Annotated in this window: 13 protein-coding genes and 1 tRNA gene; 8 read left to right on the top strand and 6 right to left on the bottom strand. The window is 61.4% G+C overall.

The genetic code is table 11. From position 1 onward, the window contains the following. Positions 1–68 precede the first annotated feature (68 nt). Complete coding sequence (locus tag RA26_RS08540) at positions 69–512, top strand: hypothetical protein (protein WP_241482611.1); 444 nt, start codon at positions 69–71, stop codon at positions 510–512. A 92-nt stretch (positions 513–604) separates the two neighbouring features. Here the strand turns inward: RA26_RS08540 and tig are convergent, their stop codons facing one another. The 4 genes from tig to RA26_RS08520 form a co-directional block, all read right to left on the bottom strand. Beyond that, on the bottom strand, positions 605–1,936 hold the full coding sequence (tig, locus tag RA26_RS08535; protein WP_039182664.1) for a trigger factor: 1,332 nt from the start codon (positions 1,934–1,936) through the stop codon (positions 605–607). A gap of 197 nt (positions 1,937–2,133) precedes the next feature. After that, on the bottom strand, positions 2,134–3,252 hold the full coding sequence (locus RA26_RS08530) for a porin (RefSeq protein WP_039182660.1): 1,119 nt from the start codon (positions 3,250–3,252) through the stop codon (positions 2,134–2,136). A 364-nt stretch (positions 3,253–3,616) separates the two neighbouring features. Then, positions 3,617–4,735, bottom strand: a complete 1,119-nt coding sequence (locus tag RA26_RS08525) for a porin (RefSeq protein WP_193747602.1) — start codon at positions 4,733–4,735, stop codon at positions 3,617–3,619. Between the two features lie 175 nt (positions 4,736–4,910). Next, positions 4,911–4,994: transfer RNA gene (locus tag RA26_RS08520), tRNA-Leu, on the bottom strand. A gap of 221 nt (positions 4,995–5,215) precedes the next feature. Here RA26_RS08520 and RA26_RS08515 point away from each other — a divergent pair. Continuing rightward, on the top strand, positions 5,216–5,743 hold the full coding sequence (locus RA26_RS08515; RefSeq protein WP_039183394.1) for a Hint domain-containing protein: 528 nt from the start codon (positions 5,216–5,218) through the stop codon (positions 5,741–5,743). Between the two features lie 6 nt (positions 5,744–5,749). Here RA26_RS08515 and RA26_RS08510 read toward each other — a convergent pair whose 3' ends face one another. Then, positions 5,750–7,411 carry a bifunctional ADP-dependent NAD(P)H-hydrate dehydratase/NAD(P)H-hydrate epimerase gene (locus RA26_RS08510; protein WP_039182654.1) on the bottom strand — a complete coding sequence of 554 codons (1,662 nt, stop codon included), beginning with the start codon at positions 7,409–7,411 and terminating at the stop codon, positions 5,750–5,752. A 169-nt stretch (positions 7,412–7,580) separates the two neighbouring features. Here RA26_RS08510 and RA26_RS08505 point away from each other — a divergent pair, with 169 nt between their 5' ends. The 6 genes from RA26_RS08505 to dddP all read left to right on the top strand — a co-directional run bounded on the left by RA26_RS08505 (position 7,581) and on the right by dddP (position 14,315). After that, positions 7,581–7,919, top strand: a complete 339-nt coding sequence (locus RA26_RS08505; protein WP_008554830.1) for a P-II family nitrogen regulator — start codon at positions 7,581–7,583, stop codon at positions 7,917–7,919. Between the two features lie 47 nt (positions 7,920–7,966). Further along, a complete protein-coding gene (gene glnA, locus RA26_RS08500) occupies positions 7,967–9,373 on the top strand; it encodes a type I glutamate--ammonia ligase (RefSeq protein WP_039182651.1) in 1,407 nt (468 codons plus the stop codon). A 124-nt stretch (positions 9,374–9,497) separates the two neighbouring features. Then, on the top strand, positions 9,498–10,745 hold the full coding sequence (locus RA26_RS08495) for an Hsp70 family protein (protein WP_039182649.1): 1,248 nt from the start codon (positions 9,498–9,500) through the stop codon (positions 10,743–10,745). Between the two features lie 93 nt (positions 10,746–10,838). After that, the gene (locus RA26_RS08490) at positions 10,839–11,633 is read left to right on the top strand and encodes a lytic murein transglycosylase (protein ID WP_039182645.1); all 795 of its coding nucleotides are present in this window, start codon (positions 10,839–10,841) and stop codon (positions 11,631–11,633) included. A gap of 339 nt (positions 11,634–11,972) precedes the next feature. Continuing rightward, positions 11,973–12,821 (top strand): hypothetical protein, encoded by an 849-nt coding sequence (locus RA26_RS22070; RefSeq protein ID WP_052272354.1) that lies wholly within the window; start codon positions 11,973–11,975, stop codon positions 12,819–12,821. 150 nt (positions 12,822–12,971) lie between these two features. Beyond that, positions 12,972–14,315: a dimethylsulfonioproprionate lyase DddP gene (gene dddP, locus RA26_RS08480; RefSeq protein WP_039182642.1), complete on the top strand. Its 1,344-nt coding sequence runs from the start codon at positions 12,972–12,974 to the stop codon at positions 14,313–14,315. Positions 14,316–14,382: 67 nt separating this feature from the next. Here dddP and RA26_RS08475 read toward each other — a convergent pair whose 3' ends face one another. Then, positions 14,383–14,931 (bottom strand): NUDIX hydrolase, encoded by a 549-nt coding sequence (locus tag RA26_RS08475; protein WP_039182639.1) that lies wholly within the window; start codon positions 14,929–14,931, stop codon positions 14,383–14,385. Positions 14,932–14,933: the final 2 nt, after the last annotated feature.

Genomic DNA, 14,933 nt, shown 5'->3' with positions numbered 1-14,933 from the left:
GCGAACGGTCAATTCCCGCGGCCTATGCTGCGTGGGGTATCCAGTTCATGTGTTTACTGGAGTCCCACATGAAAATGCCCGAGTTGAAGACCGGCAGGTTTATCCCCGAAGACGGTTTGCGGATCACCGTTCAGGTTCCCGAAACCCGCGTGCAAAGGATCGTTGAGGCGGTTCTGGCCGTCACTGCCCTGAAATACGGTGACTATGATCGCGTGACCTTTCAGTCCGCGGCGGGTGTTCAGAGCTTCCGCTCGCTGGGGAGCGGGCGGAACGCGGCGACCGAGGCTGCCGTTCAGGTGCCTTGCATGGAGCTAACATTTTTCCTGGCCCGCGATGACGCCGGGGCCGAGCAGGTTCTGGAAGCCATCTACGCCTCACACCCTTACGAGGAGCCGGTGATCTATGTGGCCCCGTGCCTGCGGACGCTCCACATCCGGGGTATGGATGAGGACAATCCCAACAGGTTTTGGAACAGCGCACCTGAGGATTGGGTGCCGGACGCGCACCGCTAGAAACCGATGAACCGGATGGCCGGAGCCGTCCCATCCAACGAAAAAGGCCGCCCAAGCAGGCGGCCTTTCCGTAAGTCGATGCGGAAGGAGGATTATTCCTCTTCCAGCTCCTCAACGGCCTTCTGCAGGTCGTCCTTGGAGATCTCTTTCTCGGTGACTTTGGCCTGGCCGACGATGTGGTCGACAACCTTGTCTTCGAAGATCGGCGCGCGCAGCTGCTGCTGCATCTGGGCGTTCTGCTGGATGAACTCGAAGAACTGACGCTCCTGGCCCGGGTACTGGCGGGCTTGCGCCATGATCGCCTGGGTCATCTCGGCGTCGGTCACTTCGACCTCTGCTTTCTGGCCCAGCTCGGCCAGCAGCAGGCCCAGACGGACGCGGCGCTCAGCCAGTTTGGTGTGCTCTTCGGTGGTTTCGATTTCACCGTGGTCGTGGCCCTGCACTTCCGGGTTGTCCTCGTGCCACAGCTGGTGTGCGATCTGCTTGGCTTCGGCGTCGACCAGCGACGGCGGCAGGTCGAAGGAAACCAGCGTGTCCAGCTTGTCCAGCAGCGCGCGCTTCAGCACTGCGCGGGCGGCACCGGCGTATTCGGCTTCCAGGCGCTCGGTGATCTGGCCTTTCAGCGCGTCCAGGTCCTCGGCGCCGAATTTCTTGGCCAGCTCGTCGTCGATCTCAGCCGCTTTCGGGGCTTTGACTTCCTTGACGGTGCAGGAGAACACGGCCTCTTTGCCGGCCAGGTGCTCTGCGCCGTATTCCTCGGGGAAGGACACGGTCACGTCTTTTTCTTCACCGGCTTTGGTGCCGACCAGCTGCTCTTCGAAGCCGGGGATGAAAGAGTTGGAGCCCAGGGTCAGCGGGTAGTCGTCGCCTGCGCCGCCGTCAAAGGCTTCGCCGTCGATACGGCCGACGAAGTCGATCACGACCTGGTCGCCGTCTTCGGCTGCTGCGCCCTCTTCGCGGGCTTCGAATTCCTTGGCGGTTTCGGCCAGGTTGGCCAGCGCTTCGTTGACGGCTTCGTCTTCAGCCTTCACAACCAGCTTTTCCAGCTCGACGCCGGAGAAATCGACTTCGGGGATTTCCGGCAGAGCCTCGTAGGACATCTCGACGTTGACGTCGTCGCCTTCTTTCCAGTCTTCGTTGGTCATCTTGACGTCGGGCTGCAGCGCCGGACGGTCACCGCTGTCCTCGAAGTGCTTGTTCATGGCGCCGTCGACGGCTTCCTGCATCGCTTCGCCCATCAGGCGCTGGCCGAACTGCTTTTTCAGCAGTGCCATCGGCACCTTGCCCTTGCGGAAACCTTTCATTTCGACTTCCGGCTGGGCTTCGACCAGCTTTTCGTTGACCTTCTCGTCCAGCTCGGCGGCGGTGACGGTGATGGCGTAGCCGCGTTTCAGACCTTCGTTCAGCGTCTCGGTGACCTGCATCCTATTCCCCATAGAGATTCGGGGCCCCTGTGCGAGGTGCCCCCAGACAATTTGCGGTCTTCTATTTCCCCCGGCGCGGCGGCGCAAGGGGGATTGCCCCTTTCCTGCGCAATCGCGCGGATTTCCGGAGCCTCAATACGAAAAAACACGCCCGCAAAGGGGCGTGTTTCCTGATCTGAAACCGAGGGAGTTGCGGTTCAGAACTTCCAGCGGGCACCGGCCAGGATGACGTTTGCGTCCTGGTAGGTGGTGGCGCTGGTGTCAGCGTAGGAGTAGTCGCGGTAGGCTAGGTAGGTCTCGACCTTGTAGGCATCGATTTTCTGGACCGCGGCGACGCCCCAGGATTCAGCGCTGTCGCCGCTGCTCACCATGTCGGAGCCGTCATAGTAGTCGACCGAGAAGGAGGTCGAGCCGGCCGCGATCAGGTCCGCGGTGTAGCCCAGTTTGGCATAGGCATAGCTGCCTGCGATGTCGCGTTCGCCCGCGGCGACGTTCAGCGACAGGCCGGTGGCCTTGTGCAGCACTGCGAAGGAGCCGGAGATGTCGCGGTAGTCGGCCTCGCCGGTTTCCTCGGTCCAGGAGGCGCCGATGCCGGTGTCGATGGCAAAGCCCGCGGCATCGTCATTGGCCCAGCGGATCGCAACGTCATAGCTTTCGCGGTCGTTGGCGTCCTTCAGGATATCAGTGCCCCAGGAGGTCGACAGGGTGAAGCCCGCCAGTTCCGGCGAATCGTAGCGGACGCGGCCCAGGCGGCTGCCGTCGAAGTCGGAGAACACATCGCCGATGTCGATGCTGCTGAGGGTGCCTGCGCCGGTGCGGAAGGCATAGCCGCCCGCGGAGTCGGCGACTGCGTTGGAGGCGCCCAGGCCGGTGCCGGAGAAGTCAGCACCGGTGATGCCGTCAGTTGCCATCGAGCCCTGACCAGCCGAGAACCGGCCATAACGTGCAGTGTCAAACTGGAAATCAACGTGGCGGATGTTGGTGCGGTCCCAGCTCAGGTTGTCGCCGGTCGAGGTTTGGCTGACCCCGTCCGAGGAGCGGAAGCCGAAGGCGGTTTCAAAGTTGAACCGCAGGGTGTTTTCTCCATAGGTCTGCTCCAGCCAGAAGCCGATACGGGAGTTGGAGGCCGCGTTGTCGGTCAGACGGTTGAAGTCCTGCTCACCGTCATCAAAGGATTGGTAGGCGGGGTTGAACTGGCCGTACCAGCGGAAGCTGCCGCCGGTGTCGTTGGTGTAAGTGGGGCCTGCAAATGCCGGGGCCGCGAGAACGGCTGCCAGGGAGGCAGCGCCTGCGCGGGCTGTGAATTTGATGCTCATTACTTTTGAGTCTCCTGTTCCGCAGCACCCGTCTCTCTCCATCCCTGAGAGCGGGGTCTGCCGGACAGGGCGTATCACGCGGTTTTTGCAGCCTTCAGGGTTGAAAAATCGCGCAGCGATCCAGTCAGCATGGATAGGCGAAAAGTCGCCGACGGCAAGTTTTCGCCTGCGAAATCCCGCTTACAGTCAGAGAGTTACGTGAAACGCATCACATTCGCCACAGCGCAACTGTCAGAGGTGCCATGCAGTTTCCGCAACCCTGCGCCGGCGCGGAAACCTCTGATTGTTTTTGCACAGAAAAGAACAGGCCACCGAATGCGCCCCGGCAGTCCGGAGCGCATTCCCAGTACAGATTCCGCTGCCTTCAGAACCGCCAGCGGGCCCCCAGCACCCAGGTTGTCAGATCCTGGTAGGTCGCGGCGGCATCCTCATACTCATACTCCTGGTAGGTCAGGTAGATGTCGGTGTTGATGCTGTCGACCTTCTGCACCGCCCCGATGCCCCAGCCCTTGGTGCTGGAGCCGGTGACGTTGAAATCATCGCCGTCATAATAATGCACCCCAAGCCCGGTCTTGCCCCAGGGCAGCCAGCGATCGGTCTCATAACCGATCTTGGCGTAGTAATAGCTGGGATCGCTGGCACCGGCCGCGTCGTTGTCCCGGCTGCCGCCCGCAACAGTAAAGCTGATGCCGCTGTCCAGCAGCACCGAGGCCGAGCCGATCACATCCGAGCGTTCCACCCCGGCGTCATCACGCACCTGATAGGCCAGAGAGGCGGCAAAATTGGTGGAGCCGAATTCCTGCCCGTAGCGCAGGCCGATGTCGTAGTAATCGGCATCGTCGCCGGACGACAGGATGTTCTGCCCCCAGGCGATACCGGCGGTGAACCCGTTCAGATCCGGCGTGTCATAACGGATCCGGCCGCGGCGGGAGCCGTCCAGATTGTCAAAGGCAGAGGCCACGGCAGGCCCGCTCAGCGCGCCTGCGGTGTCCCGGAACAGGAAACCTGCATTTGCATCGGCTGTATAGGAATAGAGCGCAGTGCCGACATAGGAGAGGTCGGTCTCAGCGGCGCCGTCAGCCACCATGCTGCCCTGCCCGGCCGAGAACCTGCCCCAGCTGCCTTCCAGCCAGAAGTCCACGTGGCGCAGGTCTGCGCGGGTCCAGCCGCTGTAGTCGGAGCCGAACTGGTTCACTTCGGTCGAGTTCGGAAAGCCCAGCCCGGTCTCGAACCGGAAGCCGAACGTATTGGCCCCGATCGGCTGCATCAGGCGCAGTCCGACCCGGGAGCGGGACAAATCGTTGTCGAGCAGGTTGGTTTCGGTCTGCTGGCCGTCATCGACGGAGATGATGGCCGGATTGAACTGACCGTAGATTTCAACATAGCCGCCGGATTTATTGTCATACCGCAGCTCGGCTGACGCCGGGGCCGCAATAGCGCACAGCCCCGCAGCAGCAGTGGAGATTTGCAGAAGACGTTTCATGGCCATCCCCCTTTTAACAATGTACTGGTAAACGCTTGGGCCGGCCGCTGGCCGCAGGCCGGCCGGTGTTAGTATAGCATACCGGAGGCAGGGCCGGGAAACTTATCGAACAGAACGGCCAGACCGGCCATCAGCCGCCGCACCTGCATGATTGCGCCCCGTTGGTATCAGTGAATGGTGCGGGTGAAGGGACTCGAACCCCCACGCCAAAGGCGCCAGAACCTAAATCTGGTGCGTCTACCAATTCCGCCACACCCGCACTGCGCGCCGGGTCAAGCCGGCCGCGTGACGCGCTGAATAGCAAAGCTTGGCGGCGGATGCGAGGGGAAATCGTGCCCAAAATGGTGATGTGCAAAACGGCAACAATCCGTGTGGAATATCGCAACAATCGGCGGGTTTTCGCGCAAAAAGCTGGGCGCGGAATCCGCTTGTGCGGTAGTTTGGCAAAAAAAGTCTGAGGCAGACAAAGCGAGCAACAATATGAAACCGTTTGGAAATGCGGCCCTGCGCGCGCAATTGGCGATGCGCGTCCAGGCACAGCCCCGGCGGCTGTTTCAAGGCAGCCAGAACATCAGCCTTTTGCGTGGCACCATCGTCCTAACCCGTGAGGGCGAGCGCACGGCTGAAGAAATCAAACCCGGCGACAGCCTGATCACCCGCACCCAAGGGATGGCGCAGGTCGAAGATGTTCGCAGCCGCCGCGCGATGCTGCAGGCGGTATGCATCACGGCCGGTTCGCTGGGTGACACCCGTGCCGACAGCGATCTGGTGGTGTCCTGGGACCAGCGCATTCTGGTGCGCGACTGGCGCGCCAAGGCGATGTTCGGCCAGCCGCAGGCGGTGGTTCCGGCCTATGAGCTGGTAGACGGCGAATTCATCCGCGATCTGGGCCTGCAAATGATGGATCTGACGGTGCTGGAGTTCTCCCGCCCGCATGTGATCTATGCAGGCGGATTGGAACTGGCCGCAGCCGCCGCGCCGCAGGAAAATCTGCGCCCGGCGGCCTGAGCCTGCTTACATCCCCAGCTTGCGGAACACCGCGGGGATCTGCTCCGGCAGGTCCTCGGCGATCAGGCCGGGGCCGAAGTTTAGCGCGCATTCGACGTGGATATAGGCGGCGGTCTCCGCTGCCTGCATCGGATCGAAACCGCGCGCCATCAGCCCCGTGATGAACCCTGCCAGCACATCGCCCGATCCGGCGGTGGCGAGCCAGGGCGCGGAGCGCTCGTAATGGGCGGAATTGACCGAGCAGCGCCCGTCCGGTGCGGCGATCACCGTGTCCGGCCCCTTGAACAGCACCACGCAGCCCGCGCGTTTGGCGGCCTCGCGGGTGGCGTCGACCTTGGAATAGGCAGGGCCGGTTGTTGCGGGCGCGTTCAGTTTTTCTGCCAGATCCGGGAACAGCCTGGCAAATTCGCCGCCATGCGGGGTGAGGACGCAGTTTTCGTGCAGGAGTTCGAACAACGCTTCCGGCTTCAGTTCAAACCTTGTGAGCGCATCGGCGTCCAGCACGGTGGCGCGGTTTTCCTTCAGCACAGCCATGACCACAGCCTGGGTATCGGCACCGCGCCCAAGGCCGGGGCCAAGGCAGACCGCGTTGAAGCGTTCGTCCTCCAAAAGCTCGCTGACCCCATGCGCACCGTCGATCTGCTGCAGCATGATGGCGGTCAGGTTGGCGGCATTTTCAAACATCGCTGAGCGCGGCGAGCCGACAGTGACCAGCCCTGCCCCAATCCGCAGGGCGCCGCGGGCTGCCAGCCGGGCAGCGCCGGTCTTGCCATGGCCGCCGGAGAGGACAAGGGCGTGTCCGTGGGAGTATTTGTGTTCAAATTGAAACTTCCGGGCCTCAGGCCCCTCAGCCTCTTGAGTAAGCCGGACAAAACTCTTCCAGTCGTACTCTGCCAAAGGACCTACGGACGGCAGTCCGATTGCGCTGATGACTGTGCGTCCGCTACGTTGAGCACCTTCTGCCAAGTGATGGCCTAGCTTCATTCTGTGAAAACTAACAGTCAAATGAGCAGTCCCAGCAAAATCGTTGTGTTCATGTTCGTGTGGCAACTCCCTTCCACTGTCAGCGCAAACTCCACTTGGAATATCTATAGCGACGATCGCAGGCATACCCCGCTTATGCCCGAACTCAATATCGCGACACTCGACCATATTGCGCATGTTCCAAAACAAGTCTCCAAGTTCAGGCAGCGGACGGGCAGTTCCAGTGCCAAACAGCGCATCTATCAACACATCGCATTGCAAACCGTCTTCCCGAGCGTAAATATCCAAAGGTAAACAGGCCCCCCACTCCCGCCACCGCTCATAATTCACCTTCGCATCCGGCGGCAGCGTGTTCGGGTCTCCGTAAAGGAACACCTCCACCTCCCAGCCGCGCTCTCTCAACAGACGCGCCACCACAAAACCGTCGCCGCCATTGTTGCCCGGCCCGCACAGGACCACGGCCCGGCGCGGGCTTTCATCTTTCTCCAAATACTCCGGGGAGCGCGAGGGGCTGGCCCCTCGCCCGTCATCCACAGGCTCTGCCAGCTCCGGCCATTCCTCAAAAATGGCCTCTACTACCCCCTGCCCGGCCCGCTCCATCAGCTCCAGCCCGGTGACTTCACCGGACTCGATGGCGGCCTGTTCGATGGCCCGCATCTGCGCTGCGGTCAGCAGTTCGGTCATGTTTTGCCCTTCCCCGATTCAATTCTGCGCAATTTCCGGGCGCAGTGCTTAATTTTTAGGCACACGAGTTCAAATCCTGCCCACAATTGCCGCAGCCGCAGCCTCCTGCATTGCTGCGTTCATTTAGAAGTGAAATGACACCTCCAACAAGCTTGCGAGGAGCCCAGGCATGAAAAAGATCGAAGCCATCATCAAGCCTTTTAAACTGGATGAGGTGAAGGAAGCGTTGCAGGACGTCGGCGTCCAGGGTCTTTCCGTCATCGAGGTCAAGGGTTTCGGCCGCCAGAAGGGCCACACCGAGCTCTACCGCGGCGCCGAATATGTGGTCGACTTCCTGCCCAAGGTGAAGGTCGAGGTTGTGCTGGACGACGATCAGGTCGACCAGGCGATCGAGGCCATTGTCGACGCTGCCAAGACCGACAAGATCGGCGACGGCAAGATCTTTGTCTCGCCCGTCGAGCAAGCGATCCGCATCCGTACCGGCGAGACCGGCCCGGACGCGCTGTAAACGAATTCAACAAACATCCTGACATCTAAATCAGAAGGACCGAGGGAATGAGCGTAGACGCAGTTCTCAAGACACTCAAAGAAGAAGACGTCGCCTATGTCGACATCCGTTTCACCGACGTGCGCGGCAAGCTGCAGCATGTGACCGTGGACGTGGACCTGGTTGACGAAGACTTTCTGGAAGAAGGCTTCATGTTCGACGGCTCTTCGATCGCCGGCTGGAAGTCGATCGAAAACTCCGACATGAAACTGATGGCGGACACCACCTCTGCCTACATCGATCCGTTTTATGCCGAGAAAACCCTCTGCATCCATTGCTCCATCGTAGAGCCCGACACCGGCGAAGCCTATGAGCGCGATCCGCGCGGCACCGCCCAGAAGGCCGAGGCGTATCTGAAGTCCTCCGGCATCGGCGACGTGGCCTACATGGGCCCGGAAGCGGAATTCTTCCTGTTCGACGACGTGCGCTACTCCAACACCATCAACAAGGTGTCTTATGAGGTTGACGCAACCGACGGCTCCTGGAACACCGACGCCGAGTTCGAAATGGGCAACATGGGCCACCGCCCGGGCCTGAAGGGCGGCTACTTCCCGGTCAACCCGACCGACGAAGCGCAGGACCTGCGTTCCGAGATGCTGTCCACCATGAAGCGCCTCGGCATGAAGGTCGACAAGCACCACCACGAGGTTGCCTCCTGCCAGCACGAGCTGGGCCTGATCTTCGACAGCCTGACCAAACAGGCCGACGAACTGCAGAAGTACAAATACGTGATCCACAACGTGGCGCACGCCTATGGCAAGTCGGCAACCTTCATGCCGAAGCCGATCTATGGCGACAACGGCTCCGGCATGCACGTCAACATGTCGATCTGGAAAGACGGCAAGCCGCTGTTTGCAGGCGACAAGTATGCGGACCTGTCCCAGGAAGCCCTGTACTTCATCGGCGGCATCCTGAAGCATTCCAAGACCCTGAATGCCTTCACCAACCCGTCCACCAACTCCTACAAGCGCCTGATCCCGGGCTTTGAAGCTCCGGTTCTGCGCGCCTACTCCGCCCGCAACCGTTCCGGCTGCGTGCGTATTCCGTGGACCGAAAGCCCGAAAGCCAAGCGCGTCGAGGCCCGCTTCCCCGATCCGGCGGCGAACCCCTACCTGTGCTTTGCCGCGCTGCTGATGGCCGGCCTGGACGGCATCAAGAACAAGATCGATCCGGGCGAAGCCATGGACAAGAACCTGTACGATCTGCCGGCCGAAGAGCTGGAAGGCATCCCGACCGTCTGCGGCTCCCTGCGTGAAGCCATGGACGCGCTGGCGGCCGACCACGACTTCCTGCTGCAGGGCGATGTGTTCACCAAGGACCAGATCGACGGCTACATCGAGCTGAAGATGGAAGAAGTCCACAAGTACGAGCACACCCCGCACCCGGTTGAGTTCGGCATGTACTACAGCTGCTAAGCTGCTGCAGACCAGACACGGAAAGGGCGTCCCACAGGGGCGCCCTTTTCAATTGCCGGCCTTGCTCTTGGGGCAGGCATTCCGTATTCAGCGCGGCTCAGCTTGGCAGACAGGAGCCTGCGCAATGACCGCCCCCAACACCCTTGGCATCGACTTCGGCACCTCCAATTCGGCGGCTGGGATCGCAGTTGCAGGCCGGCCGTGGCTGGTGGAGATGGAGCCGGGCGAGCAGACCCTGCCCACCGCGGTGTTCTTTGAGGAAGGCAGCCGCACCATGCGGATCGGCCACAGCGCCACGCGGGCGCTGATCAATGGCGATGAAGGGCGGTTCATGCGGGCCTTGAAAAGCCTGCTGGGCACGCCGCTCTTGCAGGAGGAACGGCGGCTGGGCGGTGAGCGGATCAGTTTTGCTACTCTTATTGCGCGGTTCCTGGCTGAGATGAAGCGGCGGGCCGAGACGGCGACGCATATGGAGTTTTCCCATGCGCTGTCAGGCCGTCCGGTGCGGTTTCATTCGAAAGACGCCGAGCGCAACGCGCAGGCAGAAAAGGATCTGCGCGCCTGCTATCTGGAGGCCGGGTTTCAAGACGTGATGTTCATGCATGAGCCCGAGGCCGCCCTGCGGGCAACGGCGCCTGTGCCGGGTTTGGGACTGATTGTCGATATCGGCGGCGGCACCTCCGACTTCACCGCTTTTGAACAAGGGGAAGATGGCGCGGCCCGCATTCTGGCCTCGCATGGTGTCCGGCTGGGCGGGACCGATTTCGACCGGCAGCTAAGCATTCATCACGTGATGCCGCTGTTGGGCCGGGGCAGCCACATCCGCAATGCATTCGGCGGCGGCACATTGCCCGCGCCGAACCGGCTGTTCAACGATCTGGCGACCTGGCAGATGATCCCTTTTCTTTACGCCCCGGAAACCCGGCGGGCTGCCAAGGACTTGGCTGACAATGCGGTGGAGCCGGAGAAACTTGCGCGGCTGGTCGCAGTGCTGGAGGACGAACTCGGCCACGAGCTGGCATTTACGGTGGAACACGGCAAGATCCGCGCCAATAGCACCGATGCCCAGGCCCTGATCGACCTGAAACTGCTGGAGCGCGGCCTGTCGGTGCCGCTGTCGACCGCAGCCATGACACAGACCCTTGCAGAGCAGACCACGGTCATCGGCGCCTGCGCGGCAGAAACACTGGCACAGGCGGAAATTGAGCCCGGCAGGGTGGAACGAGTGGTTCTTGTCGGCGGCTCTTCGCTGCTGGTGGCGGTGCAGGCCGAAATGCGCGGCTTATGCCCAAATGCCCGGCTCGAAACGGGAAATGCAATGACGGCGGTTGCTGACGGGCTGGCGCTGGCTGCCGGCAGCGCTTTTGCCTGATGAAATGGGAAGCAATGATGGCTTTTCCCGTTAGACAAGGGCCGCCAGCGCGTTAGGCTGCAAGTCACGAGTCACATTTTGAGAGTTTTCTTCATGCGCCGGCTGATTGCCCCTGCCCTGATTTCCGCCCTGCTTGCTTCCCCTGCCCTCGCCGCGACCTGCGGCAATACCTCCGCCGGCTTCGAGACCTGGAAACAGGAATTCCAGCGCGAGGCCAAGCGCGCAGGCGTGCGCAAGGCGGGGCTTCAGGCGCTGGCCAATGCACAATACGCCCGCCGCACCATCTCCGCTGATCGCAACCAGAAGAGCTTCAAATACTCGCTGGAGAAGTTCATGCAGATCCGCGGCTCTGCCACCATCGTGGCGCAAGGCCGCAAGCGGAAGGCGCGCAACCCGGATTTCTATGCAGCGCTTGAACGCAAATACGGTGTGCCCGCAGGTATCCTGATTGCGATCCACGGGATGGAGACAGCCTTCGGCAATTACATGGGCGACAGCCAGGTGGTCTCCGCCATCGTGACGCTGACCTTTGACTGCCGCCGCTCGGATTTCTTCCGGCCGCACGCATTGGGGGCGCTGAAGCTGGTCGATCAGGGCGCTATCACACCTGCAACCCTGGGCGCCAAGCACGGCGAACTTGGCCACACCCAGTTCCTTCCCGGCAACGCATTGGAGTATGGCGTCGACTGGGACGGCAACGGCAGGGTCGATTTCTACAACATGGGCGATGCCTTGGCCTCCACCGCCAATTACTTGCGCCAGAAAGGCTGGAAGCCAGGCAAGGGGTACCAGCAGGGAGAGCCGAATTACCGCGTGCTGAAGGAATGGAACGCCGCCACAGTATACCAGCAGTCGCTGGCGATCATGGGACGCCAGATCGACGGCTGAGCGGCACTGCAATCGTGTCAGGATCGAAGAGAATCGCGCCCGCCGCATGGCGGGCGTTTTCGTTGCTGGCAGGCCTGACAAACAGTGCGTGCACTTCCGGCGCCATTGTAGGCCTTTGGGCATCAATGTGACCGCTGCCCGTCACAGTTGGGACATATTCTCGGCTCCGGATTCTGGAGCCCCCACGCAAACTGCTTAAATTTCAGCACCTTGGAGGATGCCCCATTTCACAACCCTGAGCAGGTGCCATCTGTCTGAATTCAGCCTGAAGCGCCCCACTTTCAACTATTTCAAATTTTATAGTTTCTCTGTCGGCACCCTGAATGGAGGACCCGGACAGTGGCAGAGAACGTGCAATATACAGGCCGGTTGGGGCTGGAATGCCGCGACGGCAATACTCTTTCGGCTGCGATTACCGCAGTTGTGGACACGCTGGATGATTTTGGCCACCCGGCGGAGATGATCACAGCACGCGCGGAAAACACCGCCCGTTTGCAGTGTGACCATTATCTTGTGACCGTGCGCCTGCGCCGGGTTCCCTTGCGCCGCACCAGCAAGCTGCCCGGCAGTGTGATGCAGCCTTCAGCCCTGATGGAGCTGTCGCTGGCCCCGGCCTATCCCGGCTATTGCGATCAGGAAATCTCGGAACTGATTCTGGCCGAAATGCTGCGCCGCCTGCTGGACAAGGTGGAGGCGACCTTTGTTGAATGGCTCGACACCGGGATTGCGCTTACCTGCGAACAGTTCCTGAGCGCGTTTGATCCCGAAGCCGGCACCAGAAACGAACCTGTTGCCGCCGCAGCTGCGGCAGTGGCCCGTCCGCCTGAGGCAGTCCGCAAGGTCCAGCCAAAGCCCCGCGGAAAGGACTGCTTTACACCTGTGGACCAAACCGCGCTGGTTCTGGACGCTCATTGCGACCGTGCCTTTCATGAGGCCGAGATCCGCAAGGCGGCGAGTTCGGCTGCGCCGGCCTCCGGCAGGTCCTGGAACGGGTTAGGCGTCTCTGCTTTCCTCCCGGATCTGCGGGCCAGATGGAGCAGGCAGGTGCAGTCGTCAACGCTGGCCGCAATGACGCTGACCCGTCCGCGGCGGCTTCGGCTTATCAGCCATCTGCTGTTTTTGACCGCGTTGCTCCTTTACCTCGAAAGCGCAGGTATGGTTCAGGCAGCCCGGCCGCTTCTGCCATAGTAGCGCTCCGGTTGCGGGGGGTCATGAACCCCCTAACCCTCCATTTCTGCTGCAAGTCAGAAACGACGGTTAATTCCGTCGTTTTCAGCAGCGATTCCGCCTGATTCCGGCTGCACATTGTACAGAACTGTGCAGCAAGGACTTCCTAGCATGAACGAGCATTACCGCGACATTCGCAAGATCGACCCCACCCGCGGCGCCAAACTCGGCGACAACACTCCGAATGACAATGACCGGGTCGAGATCGGCCCGACACAGCTGGCTTTTGGCGAATGGGCCGAGGCCGGGCTGCAGCTGCCCGACCTGCAGGCGCTGCGCAAGTTTCGGTGGGAACGGCTGGTCAAGCACATCAACGACCGCGGCTATGGCGGCCTCCTGGTGTTTGACCCGCTGAACATCCGCTATGCCACCGACAGCACAAACATGCAGCTGTGGAACACCCACAACCCGTTCCGGGCGCTTTTGATCTGCGCCGACGGTTACATGGTGCTGTGGGATTACAAGCAGTCCCCGTTTCTCAGCGAATTCAACCCGCTGGTGCGCGAACAGCGTGCGGGCGCCGACCTGTTCTATTTCGACCGCGGCGACAAGATCGACGTGGCCGCCGACAAGTTCTCTAATGAGGTCCGCATCCTGCTGGAGGAACACAGCGGCAGCAACAAGCGGCTGGCGGTGGACAAGGTAATGCTCCACGGGCTGCGCGCACTGGAGGCGCAGGGTCTGGAGATTTTCCCCGGCGAGGAGCTGACCGAAAAATGCCGCGCAGTGAAAGGCCCGGATGAGATTCTGGCGATGCGCTGCGCCCATCACGCCTGCGAAACCGCGGTGGCGGCAATGGAAAAATTCGCGCGCGAACAAGTGCCTGGCGGCAATATCTCTGAAGATGACGTCTGGGCGGTGCTGCACGCTGAAAACATCCGCCGCGGCGGTGAATGGATTGAGACCCGGCTGCTGGCTTCCGGCCCGCGCACCAACCCGTGGTTCCAGGAATGCGGCCCCCGGATCATCCAGAACAACGAGATGATCAGTTTTGACACCGATCTGGTCGGCTCTTACGGGATTTGCATCGACATCTCGCGCAGCTGGTGGATTGGCGACGAGAAACCGCGGCCTGACATGATCTATGCCATGCAGCACGGTCTGGAGCACATCCGCCACAACATGGAGATGCTGAAGCCGGGTGTGAACATCCAGGAGCTGTCGCGCAACTGCCACCCGCTGGACACACAGTTCCAGAAGCAGAAATACGGCTGCATGATGCACGGCGTCGGCCTGTGTGATGAATGGCCGCTGGTGGCCTATCCGGACCAGCTGGTCGAAGGCGCCTTTGACTATGAACTGGAACCGGGCATGGTGCTGTGCGTCGAGGCGCTGGTGTCGCCGGAGGGCGGCGATTTCTCCATCAAACTGGAAGACCAGGTTCTGATCACCGAAGACGGCTATGAGAACCTGACCAGATATCCCTTCGACGAGGCGCTGCTGGGCGAGGTTTGAACAAAACAGCCGGTCCCGCCTGTGTGGAGGGGCCGGGACAGTCGGCGGCGCCGTCAGGTGCCACCGCTTAGCAATGGGTCTTCAGGAACGGTTCCAGCTTGTCCCGCAGCACCAGAACGCCGGGCGAATCTGTGACTTCTTCCAGCTGGCTGAGCGGCACCCAAGCCAGGGCGTGGGATTCTCCGCTGGCTGCAATCTCCCCCGCCTCAGCCTGAAACAGGTAACGCACATCGTAGTGCAAATGCGCACATTCTTTTGCGTTCTGAGGGATTTCGTGAATATCGACGTCGAACACCCGGTCAGAAAGCGGCCTGATGCGCACCAGCCCGCTTTCTTCATAAGCTTCTTTCAGCGCTACAAACGGTACGTCGGCGATGCCGTCGCAATGGCCGCCCAGCTGGAACCATCGGTTGAGCTTCCTGTGATGGGTCAGCAGTACGCTGCTTCTGTCCGCTGACAGCACAAAGGCCGAACCGGTCACGTGCCCGGTTTCCGGATTGCGGCCAAAGGCTTGCGGCTCAGCCGCGCAGAAATCCGTCAGGCGCTGCCACATGCTGCGGTCGCGCGCGGTTTGCGGGCTGTAACATCCGATACCTGAGAGGACGCTGCTGCTCATCT

It is taken from the genome of Leisingera sp. ANG-M7 (genome assembly GCF_000813965.1).
Classification (GTDB): Bacteria; Pseudomonadota; Alphaproteobacteria; order Rhodobacterales; family Rhodobacteraceae; genus Leisingera.
Note: the sequence above shows the minus strand (reverse complement) of the source record. Positions and strands in the feature narration are given on the sequence as shown.

What these genes read in the sequence shown, in the direction of transcription:
- RA26_RS08525 (WP_193747602.1), bottom strand. Translation starts at nt 4,735, where the DNA reads ATGAAACGTCTTCTGCAAATCTCCACTGCTGCTGCGGGGCTGTGCGCT.
- RA26_RS08475 (WP_039182639.1), bottom strand. Translation starts at nt 14,931, where the DNA reads ATGAGCAGCAGCGTCCTCTCAGGTATCGGATGTTACAGCCCGCAAACC.
- RA26_RS08495 (WP_039182649.1), top strand. Translation starts at nt 9,498, where the DNA reads ATGACCGCCCCCAACACCCTTGGCATCGACTTCGGCACCTCCAATTCG.
- tig (WP_039182664.1), bottom strand. Translation starts at nt 1,936, where the DNA reads ATGCAGGTCACCGAGACGCTGAACGAAGGTCTGAAACGCGGCTACGCC.
- RA26_RS08510 (WP_039182654.1), bottom strand. Translation starts at nt 7,411, where the DNA reads ATGACCGAACTGCTGACCGCAGCGCAGATGCGGGCCATCGAACAGGCC.
- dddP (WP_039182642.1), top strand. Translation starts at nt 12,972, where the DNA reads ATGAACGAGCATTACCGCGACATTCGCAAGATCGACCCCACCCGCGGC.
- RA26_RS08530 (WP_039182660.1), bottom strand. Translation starts at nt 3,252, where the DNA reads ATGAGCATCAAATTCACAGCCCGCGCAGGCGCTGCCTCCCTGGCAGCC.
- RA26_RS08540 (WP_241482611.1), top strand. Translation starts at nt 69, where the DNA reads ATGAAAATGCCCGAGTTGAAGACCGGCAGGTTTATCCCCGAAGACGGT.
- RA26_RS08505 (WP_008554830.1), top strand. Translation starts at nt 7,581, where the DNA reads ATGAAAAAGATCGAAGCCATCATCAAGCCTTTTAAACTGGATGAGGTG.
- RA26_RS08515 (WP_039183394.1), top strand. Translation starts at nt 5,216, where the DNA reads ATGAAACCGTTTGGAAATGCGGCCCTGCGCGCGCAATTGGCGATGCGC.
- glnA (WP_039182651.1), top strand. Translation starts at nt 7,967, where the DNA reads ATGAGCGTAGACGCAGTTCTCAAGACACTCAAAGAAGAAGACGTCGCC.
- RA26_RS08490 (WP_039182645.1), top strand. Translation starts at nt 10,839, where the DNA reads ATGCGCCGGCTGATTGCCCCTGCCCTGATTTCCGCCCTGCTTGCTTCC.